This window comes from Cobetia sp. 14N.309.X.WAT.E.A4, assembly GCF_030397495.1.
Taxonomy (GTDB): Bacteria; Pseudomonadota; Gammaproteobacteria; order Pseudomonadales; family Halomonadaceae; genus Cobetia; species Cobetia marina.
Genome location: NZ_JAPNXT010000009.1, coordinates 1 through 17,888 on the forward strand (window position 1 = coordinate 1; position 17,888 = coordinate 17,888).

The 17,888-nt window shown below is 63.2% G+C and carries 13 protein-coding genes and 1 pseudogene; 4 read left to right on the forward strand and 10 right to left on the reverse strand.

Going from position 1 to position 17,888, the window contains the following annotated elements; all coding sequences use genetic code 11:
* The 4 genes and pseudogenes from OW493_RS12680 to galE all read right to left on the reverse strand — a co-directional run.
* Positions 1–249, reverse strand: a pseudogene (locus OW493_RS12680) (UDP-glucose 6-dehydrogenase); the annotation flags it as partial.
* Between the two features lies 1 nt (position 250).
* Complete coding sequence (locus OW493_RS12685) at positions 251–2,146, reverse strand: phosphoethanolamine transferase (protein ID WP_289864340.1); 1,896 nt, start codon at positions 2,144–2,146, stop codon at positions 251–253.
* Between the two features lie 25 nt (positions 2,147–2,171).
* Entirely contained in the window at positions 2,172–3,002 is an 831-nt protein-coding gene (gene cysQ / locus OW493_RS12690) for a 3'(2'),5'-bisphosphate nucleotidase CysQ (RefSeq protein ID WP_077374657.1), read from the reverse strand.
* 167 nt (positions 3,003–3,169) lie between these two features.
* A complete protein-coding gene (gene galE, locus OW493_RS12695; protein WP_077374660.1) occupies positions 3,170–4,189 on the reverse strand; it encodes a UDP-glucose 4-epimerase GalE in 1,020 nt (339 codons plus the stop codon).
* Positions 4,190–4,715: 526 nt separating this feature from the next.
* Between galE and OW493_RS12700 the strand changes: the two genes are divergently transcribed.
* The gene (locus OW493_RS12700; protein ID WP_077374662.1) at positions 4,716–6,212 is read left to right on the forward strand and encodes an SLC13 family permease; all 1,497 of its coding nucleotides are present in this window, start codon (positions 4,716–4,718) and stop codon (positions 6,210–6,212) included.
* Between the two features lie 144 nt (positions 6,213–6,356).
* On the opposite strand, the gene gltS is transcribed toward OW493_RS12700, so the two are convergent.
* Together gltS and leuA are read right to left on the reverse strand one after the other, a co-directional pair.
* The gene (gene gltS / locus OW493_RS12705; RefSeq protein ID WP_077374665.1) at positions 6,357–7,547 is read right to left on the reverse strand and encodes a sodium/glutamate symporter; all 1,191 of its coding nucleotides are present in this window, start codon (positions 7,545–7,547) and stop codon (positions 6,357–6,359) included.
* Positions 7,548–8,005: 458 nt separating this feature from the next.
* Positions 8,006–9,730: a 2-isopropylmalate synthase gene (gene leuA / locus OW493_RS12710; protein ID WP_289864341.1), complete on the reverse strand. Its 1,725-nt coding sequence runs from the start codon at positions 9,728–9,730 to the stop codon at positions 8,006–8,008.
* A gap of 511 nt (positions 9,731–10,241) precedes the next feature.
* Here leuA and OW493_RS12715 point away from each other — a divergent pair.
* Positions 10,242–10,727 (forward strand): Lrp/AsnC family transcriptional regulator, encoded by a 486-nt coding sequence (locus OW493_RS12715; RefSeq protein ID WP_077374671.1) that lies wholly within the window; start codon positions 10,242–10,244, stop codon positions 10,725–10,727.
* A 170-nt stretch (positions 10,728–10,897) separates the two neighbouring features.
* Here the strand turns inward: OW493_RS12715 and hppD are convergent, their stop codons facing one another.
* Entirely contained in the window at positions 10,898–11,980 is a 1,083-nt protein-coding gene (gene hppD / locus OW493_RS12720) for a 4-hydroxyphenylpyruvate dioxygenase (protein ID WP_289864342.1), read from the reverse strand.
* 355 nt (positions 11,981–12,335) lie between these two features.
* Entirely contained in the window at positions 12,336–12,941 is a 606-nt protein-coding gene (locus OW493_RS12725; RefSeq protein WP_077374677.1) for a LysE/ArgO family amino acid transporter, read from the reverse strand.
* A gap of 161 nt (positions 12,942–13,102) precedes the next feature.
* On the opposite strand from OW493_RS12725, the gene OW493_RS12730 reads away from it, so the two are divergent.
* On the forward strand, positions 13,103–14,041 hold the full coding sequence (locus OW493_RS12730; protein WP_289864343.1) for a LysR family transcriptional regulator ArgP: 939 nt from the start codon (positions 13,103–13,105) through the stop codon (positions 14,039–14,041).
* A 46-nt stretch (positions 14,042–14,087) separates the two neighbouring features.
* Here OW493_RS12730 and argE read toward each other — a convergent pair whose 3' ends face one another.
* Positions 14,088–15,326: an acetylornithine deacetylase gene (gene argE, locus OW493_RS12735; RefSeq protein WP_308478074.1), complete on the reverse strand. Its 1,239-nt coding sequence runs from the start codon at positions 15,324–15,326 to the stop codon at positions 14,088–14,090.
* Between the two features lie 140 nt (positions 15,327–15,466).
* Complete coding sequence (locus OW493_RS12740) at positions 15,467–16,345, reverse strand: EamA family transporter (protein WP_289864344.1); 879 nt, start codon at positions 16,343–16,345, stop codon at positions 15,467–15,469.
* Positions 16,346–16,511: 166 nt separating this feature from the next.
* On the opposite strand from OW493_RS12740, the gene OW493_RS12745 reads away from it, so the two are divergent.
* Positions 16,512–17,888, forward strand: coding sequence for a PLP-dependent aminotransferase family protein (locus OW493_RS12745; RefSeq protein WP_279874585.1), 1,377 nt, complete (start codon positions 16,512–16,514; stop codon positions 17,886–17,888).

A 17,888-nucleotide genomic window follows, 5' to 3' on the forward strand; every position in this document is an offset into this window, starting at 1 on the left:
GGCGATGAACTGCAGCACGCCGTGCGCGACGGCCTCGCGGGCGTCGGTGGTGAAGTTGAGACGTCCTGCCTCCACGTTGCGCATCACCATGCTCTCGAGCCCCGGCTCGAAGATGGGGATCTCACCCTGCTTGAGGCGCTCGATCTTGGCGGCGTCCACGTCCATGCAGATCACGTCATGGCCAACATCCGCCAGACAGGTGCCGGTGACCAGACCTACGTAACCTGTTCCGAAGACAGTGATTTTCATGTCAGTCCTTGGGTGTCTCTGAGGGTAGTGAAGGGGGTGACAGGGTGATCGGCGCGGAGGTTTCCCTCGCCGTCACGCCAGAAGATTGTGCACGAGCGGATGACGCGCCATCCGAAGCGCTGTCGAGCAAGCCATCCGGACTTTCCAGCAGACGCGTCGTGGCCTCCACGGCCTCTTCCAGTTCTTCGGCACCGGGGGCCAGCGGCCGGGCAAGAAAGTCCGACGGCAGATCCTCGAAGAAGTTCAGACGCCCCAGTTGATCCAGCACCGGATGGCGCTCGCGCGGCTGATAGCAGGCCGACCAGGGTGACAGACATGGCTTGTCCCCCGAGAAGTGGATTCCCATCCAGTCACTGGCCAGATAGGGAAGATCAAAACTGGCGAACGGCTGACGGGCATGCTCGCGCAGATGCACTATCTCACGCTCGGGATTGGGACCACGCCCCGCCTGCCACAGCCACAGGGGAATGCGATAAGGCGCCTGGCTGGGGCGATCACCGCCATGCACGTAAGCATCGCTGAGCGGATCATGCTCAAGACCATGATCGGAAAGGTAGAGCACGCCGGCATGGCGACCCTCGAGACGTTGGAAGACGCCCTCCAGCACCTGGTCCGTGAAGCGGATGCTGTCGTCATAGGCATCGGTCAGCGGCGAGGTACTGTCCGGTGTCAGGAAGTAACGCAGCGAGTCGGGGTACTGCAGGCTGGCCGGCGGATGGCTGCCGTACAGATGCAGCACGATCAGTCGCGGCCCCTTGACCTTGCGCGCCAGTGCCTCATCGAGTGCATCCAGCAGTCCGTCGTCGTACTCCGTCATGATGGTTCTGGCGACGTCGGCACGCTGGGCGATGGCGGTGATCCAGGTGCGCTCGGAGGTGATATCGAGCCCCTGACGCGACAGCCACTCCGTATGCATGCCGGCCTGATTGGCCAGTGAAATCAGGTTGGCATCCAGATAGCGCGGCGAGAAGGTGCGCGGGTCCATCAGACTGGAAAGCATCGGGACCGCCAGCACCGTCTGCGGCGCCGGCGCGATGGCCTGGTCAAAGACCACCAGCTGATCACGACGGGCGTCGAGATTGGGCGTGGTCGGGCGCGAATACCCGTAGAGCGACAACTGATCACGCCGCTGGGACTCACCGATCACCAGCACGAAGACCGCATCATCCGGCACATCAGGGCTGAGCGTGACCTTGCCGAAATCGTAGTCATCCGCCATCAGTGCCTTGAAACGCTCCTTTTCCCACCAGGCGTGTGAGGTGGTGGCCAGGTTCCAGCCCGGCGATACCGACAGCGTGGTGATGGCCAGCGGCACGCTGGCACGCCCCCACTGCCAGCTACCTGCCAGCAGCATCAGCATCCAGAGCACGAAGGCGATTCCGCTACGCCCCCCCAGCCGGGCGCGAGCCAACCCCGCCCCATGGCGATTGGCCAGTGACAGGGCCAGCAGGAAGAACCCCAGCGGCACGATGAGTGCCAGCGGGAACTTGAACAGCATCGCCATCGACTCGCTGCGACTGGTATCCAGCGAACTCAGCGCGAAGGCCAGGCCATAGCGCGAATCGTAATAGACGGCGCTGACCACACTGGCCGAGAGATTGACGCCCAGCGCGGCCATCAGACCAAGTGCCAGCCAGCGCCAGCGTGGGCGATGGGCTGCCGCCAGCAGACACGGCCACAGCAGCAGGTTACCGACCAGGATCAGACCGCCCTCGAGCAGCCCGTGGTAGATCAATGGCACCAGACTGGCCAGCGATGACAGCAGCACGGCGCTGATCAGCCCACCGGCGACACCGCCATCGGCGCGTCTGGCAAAGAGAGCACGCCCCGCGCGGCGCAGCATGCCTTCGCCACCACCGGCCCCGGGCCGCTCATTGTCATGGGTTTCACGCATCATGAGTCATCTCGCTCAGGCGCAAGCGTCAGCACTCCAGCACCTGGCGCCAGCGGCCGTCAGACTGGCCACAGGCAATGAAGAAAGGATTTCTGAGGGTGTCACGCGCGTTGTAACGCAGGACATCCGGCTGACCATCGGTCAGGCTCTGCGCATCGAAGACACACCCGCCCGCCGCTTCCAGCACGGCCTGCGCCGCGGCGGTGTCCCACTCGCAGGTCGGGGCATAGCGCGGGTAGAGATCCGCGTCGCCTTCCGCGATACGACAGAATTTCAGCGAACTGCCGCAGCTGACGGTCTCGACCGGCGTCAGACGCTCGATCAGCGCCGCCGTCTGCGCATCGAGATGCGACTTGCTGGCCACGACTCTCAACACCTCGGGCTCCGGGCTGACGCGAATGGCCGTTCGTCCATTGGCGTCCTCGCGAAACGCGCCCACGCCATCAAGCCCGCTCCAGGTCGCCCTGAGCACCGGCGCATCCACCACGCCCAGCACGCTGCGCGTCCCCTGGATCAAGGCGACATTGACGGTGTATTCGCCACTGCCGTTGACGAACTCGCGGGTGCCATCCAGCGGGTCCACCAGCCAGAAGGTCTGCCAGTCACGGCGCGCCACGATATCCGCCTTGTCGCTTTCCTCGGAGAGCACCGGAATCTGCGGCGTCAGGCGCGCCAGCCCCTCCACCAGCACACGGTGTGCCGCAAGATCGGCGGCCGTCACCGGACTGTCATCGGCCTTGGCGCGTGTCTCGAGATCGCCGCCCTGCGCAACGGCGAGTATCGCCTGCCCCGCTTCACGGCAGAGCGTCTCGATGGCCGTCAGAAGTTCAAGATCAGGGGTGACATCAGACTGATTCATGGAAGTCTCGCAGATAATTCAAGGGAGTCAGCACGCGGCTTTCAGCTCGGGGCCATCATACGCAAAAGCGGCCGCGGATTCTGCCCACGGCCGCTTCCAGGAAGCCATTGATGACGGGGTGCGAGCTCACTCGCACGCCCATCTCAATCGGTGCTGCTATGCCTGCTTCAGTTGCTGCGATAGCCATTGGGGTTGCGTGACTGCCAACGCCAGCTGTCAGCCATCATGCGATCCAGCCCCAGCTCCGCCTTCCACTTCAATTCCTTGAAGGCCTTGTCCGGCTCCGCCCAGCATTCGGCGATATCACCGGAACGCCGCGGCGCGATGCGATAAGGCACCGGGCGACCGCTGGCCTTCTCGAAGGCCTTGACCATGTCCAGCACGCTATAGCCAGTGCCGGTGCCCAGGTTGTAGGTGTGGACGCCATCACGCGCTTCACCGGCCAGATAGTCCAGCGCCTTGAGGTGGCCATCGGCCAGGTCGACGACGTGGATGTAGTCACGCACCCCGGTGCCATCCGGCGTCGGATAGTCATCACCGAACACGGCCAGCTCTTCAAGGCGACCCACCGCCACCTGGCTGATATAGGGCACCAGGTTGTTGGGGATGCCGTTGGGGTCCTCACCGATGGTACCGGACTCGTGGGCACCCACCGGATTGAAATAGCGCAGCAGCGCGATGCGCCAGCTGTCATCCGCCACGGACAGGTCACGCAGCACTTCCTCGACCATCAGCTTGGAGCGGCCGTAGGGGTTGGTCGCGGACGTCGGGAAGTCTTCACGGATCGGCGTGGACGCCGGATCGCCATACACGGTGGCGGAGGAAGAGAACACGATACGCTTGACGCCGGCCCGCGCCATGGCATCACACAGCACCAGGGTGCCATTGACGTTGTTGTCGTAGTAGGCCAGCGGCTTGGCGACGCTCTCGCCCACCGCCTTGAGCCCGGCGAAGTGGACCACGGCCTCGATATCATGACGCTCGAACAGGCTGTCGAGCAGCGCGCCGTTGCGGATATCCCCTTCGACGAACGGCACTTCGCGTCCGGCAAGCGTCGCCACACGCGCGAGGGAGGCTTCGCTGGCATTGGACAGGTTGTCCAGCACCAGCACCTGATGGCCGGCCTCCATGAGCGCCAATACCGTATGAGACCCGATGTAGCCTGCACCACCCGTGACCAGAATCATCCATCATCTTCCTTGTGAAAGTAACGCGACAGTGGGCCGCGCAGTTGACCTGCGCCGGCCCCGTTCATGGCTGCTAACCCTACCTTCCAGCCCTTGGGCTCACAAGTCCACAGCCAACGACAGCGTCTGTCGCCAGACAGCAACCTGACCCGTGCAGGATGGCGTCACGCAAGGCCTCGCACGCGACCTGAGCGCCTCGGATCGAGCGTCGCGCTTGCGCGGCGTCAAGGTTTCACCCACGGGAGTTTCGAAACAGGCAATGAAGGCTATTGAGCCGTGGCGCAATGCTGAGACAATGGCGCCGCCTGCCGGCCCGAAAGCCCCACCTGACCGACTCTCGGCGGCGATCGACCGACGCAGGCAGCATGACACGACGTGCATGACCTCCCGTTCAGGAACGAATGCATGCCGTGCAGTGAACAACGCCAACACGACAACGTGCCATCACCTACCATGACCCATACCAACAACACGATGACCAACATGATGAGGAAGCCTGTCGCCAGCGGGCTTCTCTGGAGTCGACATGCCTGAGCAACCTACCGATCACGTCGTTGATCAATCCTCCACGCCGCCACAAGCGCCACTTGCGGCGCGTATCGGTCTGATACTCGGTCCGCTCCTGCTGCTGCTGACCTGGCTGACCCCTGCCCCGGGCGACATGCCGGACACCGCCTGGCTCTGCGTGGGCCTGGCGCTGTTGATGGCGACCTGGTGGGCCACCGAAGCATTGCCGATACCGGTGACATCGCTGTTGCCCATCGTGCTGGTGCCCGCACTTGGCATCGACGACATCAAGAGCACCACGGCAGCCTATGCCAATCCGACCATCTACCTGTTCCTCGGTGGCTTCCTGCTCGGGATCGCCATGCAGCGCTGGGACCTGCATCGCCGCGTGGCCCTGCATACGCTGAAGCTTGCCGGCCATTCGCCCCGCCGTCAGATCGCCGGTTTCATGATCGCCACCGGCTTCATCAGCATGTGGGTATCCAATACCGCGACCAGCATCATGATGCTGCCCATCGGCATGTCAGTGGTCAGCCTGATGTCCAGTGGCCGGGATGAGCGCGACAGCGACGACCCGGAGCTGAAGCGCTATGCCGCCGCCCTGCTGCTGGCCATCGCCTACTCCGCCAGCCTTGGCGGTATCGCGACACTGATCGGCACTCCGCCGAATGCCCTGCTGGCGGGTTACCTGTCCAGTGACCAGGGCATCGAGATCGGCTTCGCCCAGTGGATGGTCGTCGGCCTGCCGGTGGCCATCGCGATGTGCACCATCACCTGGTGGTGGTTGACTCGCACGCCCTTCTCCTTCGCATCCGAGACTTCGGACAGTGGCGAGATGATAAAGCGTGAGCTCAAGGCACTGGGTGTCATGAGCAGCGCCGAGAAACGTGTCGGCATCGCCTTCCTGGTAGCCGCCCTGCTGTGGATGTTCCGCCCGCTGATCAATCAGAGCGGCCTTGAGTGGCTGTCGGATACCGGCATCGCCATGGCCATCGGCGTCGGGCTGTTCGCGATTCCCTCCGGCACCTCACGCGGTCGCCGCCTGCTGGTGTGGGAAGACGCGCGTGACCTGCCCTGGGGCGTATTGCTGCTGTTCGGGGGTGGACTGGCACTGGCGGGCGTCATCAAGAGCTCGGGTCTGGCGGAGTGGATCGCCGGACAGCTGTCGATGTTCAGCGTGCTGCCGCTCATCGGGCTCGTGGGCATCGTGGTACTGGTGATCATCTTCCTGACCGAGGTCACGTCCAATACCGCGACGGCCGCCGCCTTCCTGCCCCTGCTGGGCGCGCTTGCGCTGTCGCTGGACATCGACCCGCTGCTGATCACCGTGCCGGCGGCCATCGCGGCCAGCTGCGCCTTCATGATGCCGGTGGCCACGCCACCCAATGCCATCGTGTTCGCCACCGGGCACCTCAAGATCCAGACCATGATGCGCGCCGGCTTCTTCCTGAACCTGGCAGGCACCGTGGTGGTCACGCTGCTGGCCTATGGCCTGATCGTGGCACTGTGGAGCTGATTCCCTGACAGCGTGACGTGACCCATCACTCGCGCCGCAAGGGGGATTCCCCGAAACGACAACGCCGGACTCCCATGGAGTCCGGCGTTGTCGTTCATGCCAGGCAGATTCTGCAACATCTCATCATGACACCTGCTGTCATGTTCAGAAGAAGCCGAGGAAGCCCTTGATGATCAGCGAGTTGGCGATATCGATCAGGAAGCCACCCACCACCGGCACGATGATGAAGGCCAGACGCGACGGCCCGTGGTGCTGCGTGACCGCCTGCATGTTGGCGATCGCCGTCGGCGTGGCGCCCATGCCGAAACCACAGTTACCCGCGACCAGCACCGCAGCGTCGTAGTTCTTGCCCATCAGGCGGAAGGTGACCTGGGTGGTGTAGAGGAACACCAGCGCGACCTGTGCCAGCAGGATGGCCAGAATCGGCAGTGCCAGATTGGCCAGATCCCAGAGCTTGAGCGTCATCAGTGCCAGTGCCAGGAAGATGGACAGACTGATGTTGCCCAGCACATCCACGGCATGGGTATTGAGGTGCTTGTCGCCGAAGGCGCGCACCACGTTGCCGATGACGATACAGCTGAACAGCACCCACACGAAGGTCGGCAGCGAGAAGGCCGTATCCGCCGTGAGTGCCTGCAGCTGCTGACCGCTGACGACCCCGAGCAGCAACATGAAGAGCGTTTTCAGAGCATTGGCGGTATTCAGCGGGTGCTGGACTTCCGTCTCGTCATACTCGGAATCGCTGACCTGGGCATTGATGTCCTGTCCTTCACGCTTCATGCGATTGATCAGGAAACGTGCCGTCGGCCCACCGATCAGCGACCCGAACACCAGCCCGAAGGTGGCACAGGCCATCGCGACTTCCATCGCGCCATTGATGCCATATTCGTCGGCGAAGACGTTGGCCCAGGCAGCCCCTGTACCGTGACCACCGGACATGGTGATGGAACCGCCGAGCAGCCCCAGTACCGGGTCGAGGCCAAACAGGCTGGCAACACCGACACCCAGCAGGTTCTGCAGGATGAGCAGGCCGATGACCAGCACGAGGAACAGGATCAGCTTGCTGCCGCCGGCACGAATCATGCGGACGTCCGCCGACAGGCCGACCGAGCCGAAGAACAGCAACATGAAGGGGGTCTGGAGACCGGCGAAGAACTGGAACTCGTAGCCCAGGCCACGCAGGCCGGTAACGATGAGGGTGGCGATGAGACCGCCGACCACAGGTTCGGGGATGTTGAACTCGCGCAGCACGCGTACGCGCTCGACAATCAGATGACCGACGACGAGGACAAGCGCCGCCAGCAGCAGGGTAGTGATAGCATCAAGTTGAATCATGCGATACCGATGAGTAGTTGTGGGTTGTTCTAGCGGACCTCCTGAACGAGAGGTGCACCGGCGAATCCCGACCGACGAGGGGATGGGGACACATCCATTGTCTCGTCACTCAGGGGGGTTGCCCTTGCACCGCTTGGAATTGTTGTGCTCTCGAATCCGTTGTACCACCAGATCGTTATCATTTACGCGGATGCAGCGATGATACGCAGGGATGGCACCGGTGCAAGTCCGGATATTGACTCGTCAGACAACTTCCGACAAAAGTCTATATCCGCTCGCCATGCCAAGGCCGGGGTTATCAGCTACTGACATTGCGCTCATCCCTTGCCATGACTGGGCTGGGGAGTGATCGGCCTTCAGAAACGACGAAGCCCTCGCCGCAAGGGGCGAGGGCTTCGTGGACCGTCACTGCAAGCAGGATTTCCGCCTTTCGTGGACGCTCGTGTCGCTCATTGCCGTCAGACGGCGACGGTACCCGCCTCTTCGGCACGTTCCGCTTCACTGCGTGCACTGCTTTCCAGGCCGCGATTGACCGCCGACAGCACCGCCTTGAGTGACGCGCTCACGGTGTCACCATCCTCGGCCATGCCGCAGACGCGCTTGCCATCGAGATTGAGCATCACGAAGGCCACCGCTACGGCATCACTGCCTTCCCCGAGCGCATGCTCGCCGTAGTCCACCACGCTGACGGTGGCACCGGTGTGGCGCTGCCAGGCATCCATGAAGGCGGAGATGGCACCGTTGCCTTCACCGGCCAGGGCAATCTGCTCACCCTTCTCGTCAATCAGTGTCGCGGTGAGCTGCTCGGCCCCCTCACGATCCAGTCGATAGCCCTTGAGACTCAGCGGTGCCTCGCGCTTGAAGCTGGCATCGAGAATCGCGCGGATCTGGTTGCTGGACAGCTCACCACTGACCTGCTCGCTGGCCTTCTGCACGTGCGGGGCGAGCTCGAGGCTCATCCAGCGCGGCAGGCTGATGCCGTGATCGCGTTCGAGCAGGAAGGCCATGCCGCCCTTGCCGGACTGGCTGTTGACGCGAATCACCGCCTGGAAGTCGCGACCCAGATCCTGCGGGTCGATGGGCAGATAGGCGACCTGCCACGGCTCGTCCGCCTGCTGCTTCTTGAGGCACTTGCGAATCGCGTCCTGATGGCTGCCGGAGAAGGCGGTGTAGACCAGCTCCCCGACCCACGGGTGACGCGGGTGAACCGGCAGGTTGGTGCACTCGGTGTAGACCTGGATGATCTCGTCCGGATTGGAGAGATCCAGCTCCGGGTCAATGCCCTGGCTGTAGAGATTCATCGCCAGGGTGATCAGGTCCATGTTGCCGGTGCGCTCACCATTGCCCAGCAAGGTCCCTTCGATGCGGTCCGCCCCGGCCAGCAGGCCGAGCTCGGCAGCGGCAGCGGCACCGCCCCGGTCGTTGTGGGTATGCAGCGAGATGATCGCGCAGTCACGACGGCTCAAGTGCTTGATGAAGTACTCGACCTGATCCGCGAAGTGATTGGGCGGGCCCACTTCCACCGTGGCCGGCAGGTTGAGGATGCAGCGATTGTCCGGTGTCGGCTGCCAGACATCCATCACCGCTTCACAGACCTCGACGGCGTAATCCATCTCGGTGGAAGTGAAGCTCTCCGGCGAGTACTGGAACACCCAGTGGGTGTCCGGGTAACGCGCAGCGTAGTCCTTGACCAGCTGCGCACCTTCGACGGCGATGGCCTTGATGCCCTCACGATCCATCTCGAACACCCGCTCGCGCTGAACGGTGGAGGTGGAGTTGTAGACGTGCACCACGGCATCGCGCGCCCCGACCAGTGACTCGAAGGTACGGGCGATCAAGTGCTCACGCGCCTGCACCAGCACCTGGATGCTGACACCTTCAGGCACCTGGTCTTCCTCGATCAACCAGCGCACGAAGTCGAAATCGAGCTGACTGGCGGACGGGAAACCGACTTCGATCTCCTTGAGGCCGATCTTGACCAGCAGCTTCCACATCAGCTTCTTCTGCTCGACCGTCATCGGCTCAAGCAGCGCCTGGTTGCCATCGCGCAGGTCGACACTGGCCCATAGCGGCGCCTGGGTCACGGTACGCGACGGCCATTGGCGGTCGGTCAGCGCGACAGGCGTGACGGGGCGATATTTGGTGTGGTCGAAGGCAGCACTTGGCGTGGATGCAGCAGTCATGGTCGTGTCCTTGGCGTGGTGGGCGTGGAAAGCAACGTTCGACATCCGGATGCGGATTCGATGGCACCTTTCCCGCTCAACAGTGTCCCAATCGGGGCGCCTGAGTAAATGTGAGATGACGAGGGCATCAAGGCCCTCGCATCCGAAAGCTTGCCGCCAGCGCGACAGGCAAGCAAGTCGGAGGTAGAGAACATGGCCGCTACCTGCGACAGGACGTGGCTCCGGATCACGGTTGCCAGCGCGGAAGGAGAGATCGCGGGATCACCGTCGAATGCCTCTCAGCGGCCTCGCATCGATCAGAAGCGAGCCGGGTTCCGCAGGAAGCGGGCTGGACAGGGTGGCCAGTCCGCCTGCTCGCACGACCCTGATGGTCGAACATCTGAATCGCTGAACAGTGATTACAGTATATGCTTCATATCGGGGCGCATGATTGCGAAAAACCCACTAAACCGCCATCTTGAAAGCATTTTATTTCATAATTCACACCTTCACCGCCAATGGATTGCGAAAAATGAGCCAGAACATTTCTCTCCCGACACTGGACCGCTTCGATCGACGGATTCTTGACGAACTCCAGCAGTCGGGACGCATCAGCAATCAGGAGCTCGCCGAGCGCATTGGCCTGTCACCGTCACCTTGCCTGCGCCGGGTACGTGCCCTGGAAGAAAGCGGCATGATCACGGGGTATCGGGCACAGGTCGATGCCCGCAAGCTGGGCCTGAGCCTGATGGCGCTGCTGCATATCTCGATGGACCGCCATACCCCGGAGCGCTTCGCCAACTTCGAGGAAACCATCGCGGCGCTGCCCCAGGTGATGGAGTGCCTGCTGATCACCGGTCAGGAAGCCGACTACCAGCTCAAGGTGGTCGTCAATGACATGGATGACTATCACGACCTGCTGCTCAAGCAGATCACCCGTATCGAGGGCGTCACCGGCGTGCATTCAAGCTTCGTGCTGCGTCAGGTGATCGACCATCAGCGCGTGCCGACGATGTGATGACGCCATGAAGGCCAGTTGACCAAACGACGACGCCCCGCCGAATCTCGGCGGGGCGTCGTCGTTTCAAGGCGGAAGGTTCATCAGGCGGAAGGTTCAGGCTGACGGCCTCGCTAGCCGGTCACTCCGGCGGGCCAGCTCTGGTGAGCGCCCGCTGCTCGCGATGAAGCTCACCGCTCGCCCTCCAGCACCCCGCGACGGATCTGGTCTTCCTCGATGGATTCGAACAGCGCCTTGAAATTGCCTTCACCGAAACCGTCATTGCCCTTGCGCTGGATGATCTCGAAGAAGATCGGCCCGATCACCGTCTCGGTGAAGATCTGCAACAGGATTCCTTCACCCGGTGCGCCATCCACCAGCAGGCTCAAGGCCTTGAGATCCTCGACGTTCTCTTCATGGTTGGGCACCCGTGCATCGACCTTTTCATAATAGGGTTCGGGTGTGGTCAGGAACTTGACGCCATTGGCCTTGAGCGCCTTGACGGTGGCATAGATGTCATCCGTCGCCATCGCCAGATGCTGGATGCCTTCCCCGTTGTAATCCCGGATGAATTCCGCGATCTGGGAGTTGTCATCGGCGGACTCGTTGATGGGAATGTGCATCTTGCCGCAGGGCGCTGTCATGGCCCGCGAGAAGAGCCCGGTCATCTTGCCCTCGATATCGAAATAACGGATCTCGCGGAAGTTGGCGATACGAGCATAGAAGTCCGCCCACACATCCATCTGGCCGCGTCCGACATTGTGCGTCAGATGATCCAGCGTATGCAGGCCGACGCTGTTGGCATTCTCCATCGCCCCCTCGATGGCGACGAAGTCGGTGTCGTAGATCGAGCGTTCCCGGTGATGGTCCACGAAATACAGCACCGAGCCGCCAATCCCTTGCACCGCCGGGATGCCCACCTCGCCCGGCCCGACCGGATGCTCGACGCTGCGCGCACCGTGCGCCAGCGCGTAGCGATGCGCCTGCTCGGCATCTGCCACGCGCCAGGCCATCGCACAGGCACTCGGGCCATGAATCGCCGCGAAGCGTGCCGCGGGGCTGTTCGGCTCGGCGTTGAGCACCACATTGATGCCATGCTGCTGGAACAGGAACACCTGCTTGGAGCGATGGCGACGGGTCTCGGTAAATCCGAGCTGATTGAACAACTTGCGCAGGGCATCGATGCCGGCCGCATCCGGGGCCGTGAACTCGACGAACTCGAAGCCGTCCGTGCCGATGGGATTGTGCTGTTCGATACGCGCCGGTGCGTTCATGAGGTACTCCTGAGTCAGGCTGCCGACAAGGCAGGCAAGGTAGAGAAAGGCGGGCGACATCCTTCATGACAGGCGAACGCGCCGCACATCACCTGTGATGTCCCGATTCCGTTATCGGGAATCTATGCCTTGCCTGCCGCCCTGCCCATGCACCTTGCGCCCTCATTGGTGCCGTATCCTGCCTCCCCCCACGCCAGACATGTAACGAAACTCTGCCATAGTGCTGACGGCCATCTCGACACTGCTCACCCGGGGCGCTCTCACTGCCGCGAGCGCCTGACACTGCGTCATGCTTTCTTTACACCTATCGGCGCGTCACGCCTGCGACTGCCACATGCCCGTCTTGCGTTAGCCGCTAGAGCCAGGCGCCACTGCCCAGCTGCCAGGCGACGGCCAGCAGAATGGCCGCGATGAAGGCTTCGATGACCTGCCAGGCACGCGGACTGGTCAGGCGGGGTGCCAGCCAGCCAGCACAGGCCACCAGCCCGAAGAACCAGACCATCGAGGCCAGGCTGGCTCCGGCGATGAAGCCCGCCGGCGAGCTCTGTTGTGCCCCGATGGCGCCCAGCATCACCAGGGTATCCAGATAGACCTGCGGATTGAGCAAGGTCACCGCCAGCGTCGCCATCAGCACCTTGCCAAGGCTCGCCTTGAGCGCCGTACTCGCCGTGAGCTGCCCACCACTGCGCATGCGCCCCAGCGCCTTGACCGCTTGCCAGAGCAGGAAGGCGACACCTCCCCAACGCGCGATGCTCATCAACATGGGGGATTGCTGCATCAAGGCCCCCAGCCCCAAGACCCCCGCCACGATCAGCAGCCAATCACACAGCGCACAGAGCCCCGCGACCCACCATTGATGTTCGCGCTTGAGCCCCTGACCCAGCACGAAGGCATTCTGGGCGCCGATGGCGATGATCAGCCCGGCCCCGACACCTGCTCCATTGAACACTGACCACCACATGACACTGCCCTTCCCTTGCTTGACTCTCTGATTCAGCGCGTTGCGCCCCTGTCTGCCTTCGGCGCGCTTCCGGACTTCCCGGCGCTGCAGCCGCAGGCAGAGTACGCTAGGATGAATACATCATGGAAATTGATTCAGGGAATGGCTCATAAGGATTTCTGATGCTGGACTACAAACTGCTGGAGGCGCTGGCCGCCGTCATCGACCAGGCAGGTTTCGAGCGCGGGGCACGCGCGCTGGGCCTGACACAATCAGCGGTCTCGCAGCGCATCAAGCTGCTGGAGGCCCGTCTGGGTCAGCCGGTACTGGTGCGCACGCCACGCCTGGGACCGACTCCACTGGGGCGGCGTCTGCTCAACCATGTGCAGCAGGTGCGCCTGCTGGAGCATGACCTGCTGGATCAGATCCCCGCTCTCGGTGACAGCGAGCAGCGCCTGCGCATCGCCATCAATGCCGACTCGCTGGCCACCTGGTGGCCACAGGTCACCGGTGCCTTCTGTCAGACGCACGAGCTGCTGCTGGACATGCTGGTGGAAGATCAGGAGGTCGCCCTCAAGCGCATGCGCGATGGCGAGGTGGCGGGCTGCATCTGCTCGACCCCACGCCCGGTCCAGGGGGCTCGCTCACACCCGCTGGGCAGCATGCGGTATCGCGCATTGGCCAGCCCGGATTTCGTGCGCCGCCACATCGCCGGAGAGGATGGCGTCATCCCGTCACGTCTGCCTGCCGAGATACTGCGCAGCATGCCCGCCATCGTCTATGGCCGGGATGACCGTCTGCAGCATCGGCTGCTGGCCGAGATGGGCTTCGACGAGCCTTTCCCGCATCACCTCTGTCCCTCCTCAGAAGGCTTCGTTCACCTGGCCTTGAGTGGCATGGGCTATGGGATGATTCCCGAGCAGCAGGCGCGCCACCTGCTGGACAGCGGTGAACTGGTCGATATCGCGCCGGACCACGCGCTGGACATCCCGCTCTACTGGCATCACTGGCGCCATGGCGGCAGCACCCTCGAACAGCTCACTGATCACCTGCTGCGTCACTGCAGCGCCATGCTGCTGCCCATACCGGAGCAGCAACCGCCACGCCCGGGGACCCTGTGATCCTGTGAGCTCATGACCCTGTCCGCATCACGCCAGCCCCTCGCACTCAGCTCGTCTGCTGCTCACGCACCAGCTGAGCGAGAAAGCGATCACAGGCCGCCAGCTGGCGGATGTCGATGTACTCATTGGCCTGATGGGCCACGCTGATGGAGCCGGGCCCGCAGACCACCGTCGGCCAGCCTTCGCGCTGGAACTGGCCCGCTTCGGTGGCATAGGTCACCGCCTGACTGGCACGCGCCTCCCCCAGCAGACGCTGACAGAGATGGATCGCCGGATCACGTTCGCCCTGCCCCAGCGCCGGCACCGTCTCCACCGTGCGCTCACTGTGGATCGCCACCTCGGGCGCCCGCTCGCGATAGGGCACGAGCAGACGCTCCGCGTAGGCATCGATCTCCGCCAGCATCGCCTCGACATCCTCGCCCGGCAGATGGCGCAACTCCCAATCGAAGATGCACTGCCCTGCGGTGATGTTGACGGCCGTGCCGCCTTCGATGCGCCCGACATGCAGGCTGGCATGCGGCACCTCGAAACGCTCGTCGAGATGCCCACAATCGATGCGCGCCTGCATGCGGTCCTCGATGAAGGTGACCATGCGTGCCGCCAGATGAATCGCGCTGACCCCCAGATTGACCTGACTGGAATGCGACGGCTTGCCGGTCACCGTGGTGCGGATGACCGTGATGCCCTTGTGGGCATCGACGACGCTCATCAGGGTCGGCTCCCCCACCAGCACCGCCGCCGGGCGCGGCAGGCGATCACGCAGACGCGCGATCATGCGCGGCGCGCCGAGACAGCCGATTTCTTCATCATACGAGAAGGCGAAAATCACAGGCCTTTCAAGCTTGCCATCACGCGCTGCACTTACCAGCGCCGGCACCGCCGCCATGCAGCAGGCGATGAAGCCCTTCATGTCGGATGAGCCCCGCCCATACAGGCGGCCATCGGCCTCGCGCAGCGTGAAGGGATCACTGTCCCAGGCCTGCCCCTCCACCGGCACCACATCGGTATGCCCGGACAGCACCACACCGCCCTCCACGTCAGGGCCGATCACCGCGAGCAGATTGGCCTTGTCACCGCCATCATCATGAATGATCTCGGCGCTGACACCGGCCACTTCCAGAGCATCACGCAGGCAATGGATCAACGCCAGATTCGAGTCACGTGACACGGTCGCGAAATGGATCAGATGCGCCAGCCATTCACGGCTGTTCGGCCAATCGGAGAAGTCGGCGTGCTGAGGCATCAGGCTGGCGGTATCGACGGCGCTGGTGGCGGAAGCGTGCATGGGGGCATTCCTGTTCGGGGACATCTGAGCGGAGAGCACCATGCGCAACGCGCTGGCCTCATGTGCTCACCGGTATAGCGCAGCGCACCTTTGACAACAAGCGCCAGGCCACGCCAGGCACCGGGCCAGGAGTGCCGCGATCAGCCACAGGCCGCAAGCGCCTTGCGACGCGGGGGATAGAGCACCAGCGCGATCCCGAACAGGAAGATGCTGCACGAGAGCCACTGTGCCAGCGACAACTGCTCATCAAAGATGGCGTAACCACTGAGCAACGCGAACACCGAGACCAGCAAGGTCATGGGGGCCAGTTGACTCATCGGATACTTGAGCAGCATCCGGTTCCAGACCCAGTAACCAAAGAGGGTCGTCGGATAGGCCTGGAACAGCACCGAGACCCAGGCATCCATCCCCCACTGTTGATAGGTGGCACTCAGCACCCCCCAGCCATTCATCGCGACGCTCAGCGCTATCAGCGGTAGCGGTGCAAACAGCATGCCCCAGAGGTTGAAGGCGAAAGGTGCGCGCGTGCCGGAGCTGCGCAGAATCACGCCAGCCAGGGGCCAGCAGATCGCCGCCAGCAGAATGAAGGCAAGTCCCGCCAGGGTCACGTTGCCGTTGGTGGTGAAGACGGAGACCACCAGCCCCACCAGCGAGACCAGAATGCCTGCCGCCATGCGCGGCGAGATGATCTCCCGGTAGAGCAGCACGCCGACCAGCACCGTGGTCAGCACATCGGTCTGCAACAGGACCGCCGCCATGCCAGAGGACAGTCCGAAGGTGATCGAGCATGAGGCCATGCCCCAGATACCGGTACCGAACACCAGCCCGTAGGCCATCAGGTAGCGCCACGGCACCTGCGGCTTGCGGATGAAGAAGATGAGCGGAAAGGTGGCACACGCGAAGCGCGCCGCGGCGATCAGCAAGGGATCCATGTCGCTGACCCCCAGCTTGATCATCGAGAAGTTGAAGCCCCAGATTGCCATCACGCTGGTGATGAGCAATAGATCGCGTCCCTGCATGGCGTGTCTCCTGATCGAGGTTCCCTTGACGACGGGCAATGACCGCCGCTGTCCGCGACCGTGGAACATCACGGTAATGACGTGCGGCATACGAGGGCCAGTCTCGCTTGCCGCACCATGGCCGTACAGATACAGTTTCTGGACATTCCACCAGTACAGTTCACTCATGGCACGCTATCGACAGCTGGCAGAGAAGTGCATTCAGGATATTCAGGCCGGCAGACTCAGCACCGGGGATCGCATGCTGTCGCTGCGCCAGTTTGCTCGCCAGCACGGCATCAGCGTGTCGACGGCGGTCAGCTGTTATGCGGAGCTGGAATCGCAGGGCTGGCTGATGGCTCGCCCACAATCGGGGTTTTTCATCGCCGAGCCTTCACGTGTCATGCCCGCGCCCACCTGGCAGTCCTTCGAAAGCCGAGTCATCACGCCCGCCACGCATCGCCATCGCACGCAGAGGCGGTGCGGGCCGCTGGGCACTGCGCATCTGGCGCTGGACAGGGCGACCCGGCAGGCACTGGATCGCAGCCTGCGCCGCGCCATGAAGCGGGCCGTGCATACCCTCACCCAGTATCCCGCCGCGCAAGGCGAACCCGCACTGTTGAGCGCCCTGGCGAGCCATTTCACCCAGGCCGGCTTTGTGCTGGGCAGTGAGGAGCTGGTCATCACTCACGGCTGCATGGATGCGGTCAGGACGGCGCTTGAGGTCTGCACGCAACCCGGCGACACGGTGGCAGTCAGCTCACCGTGCTACAACGGCCTGCTGGATCTGCTCTCGCAGCTGTCCCTCGACGTGATCGAGATTCCCTCGAGTGCACAAGGCATCGATCTCGATCAGTTCGAACAGCATCTCGCCAACGGTCAGCTGCAGGCCGGGCTGTTCTGCACCACTCACATGAATCCCCAGGGCATCACCCTCACTCCCGCGCAGAAACAGCGCCTGGCCAGGCTTGCCAATCACTACCGCGTGCCGGTGATCGAGGATGATGTCTATCTCGAGCTCACCCATCGCGAAGCGCCGCCACTGCCAACGGCCTGCCACGACGAAGGTGGCTTCGTCATCTGGTGTGGTTCGGTCTCCAAGACCCTGTCACCGAGCTACCGACTGGGCTGGTGTCGGCCCGGTCGATTCCTTCCGCCGTATCTCAAGCGCGCGCTGGGCGTGCCGACGCTGGTACAGTGCGCCGTCGCGGACTTCATCGATTCCGGCGCCTATGCCAGCCACCTGAAACGTGTCCGTCACCAGCTCAGCCAGCACAAGGCCCACTACCTCAACTATCTGAGTCAGCATCTGCCCGAGGGCAGTCGCGTGACGCAACCACAAGGTGGCCTGGTGCTGTGGATCGAGGTGCCCGGCCTCGATGCCAGGGCCCTCGGCAAGGCCGCCGAGCAGGCACAGCTTGATATCCGGATCGGCCCCTGGTTTACCGAATCTGCGCGCTATCGCAATTGTCTGCGTCTCAATATCGGCCTTGCACCGGATGAGCGGATCGAGCAGGAACTCGCCCGCCTGATGACGTTGATCGCGAATCACTGCAAACGCTGA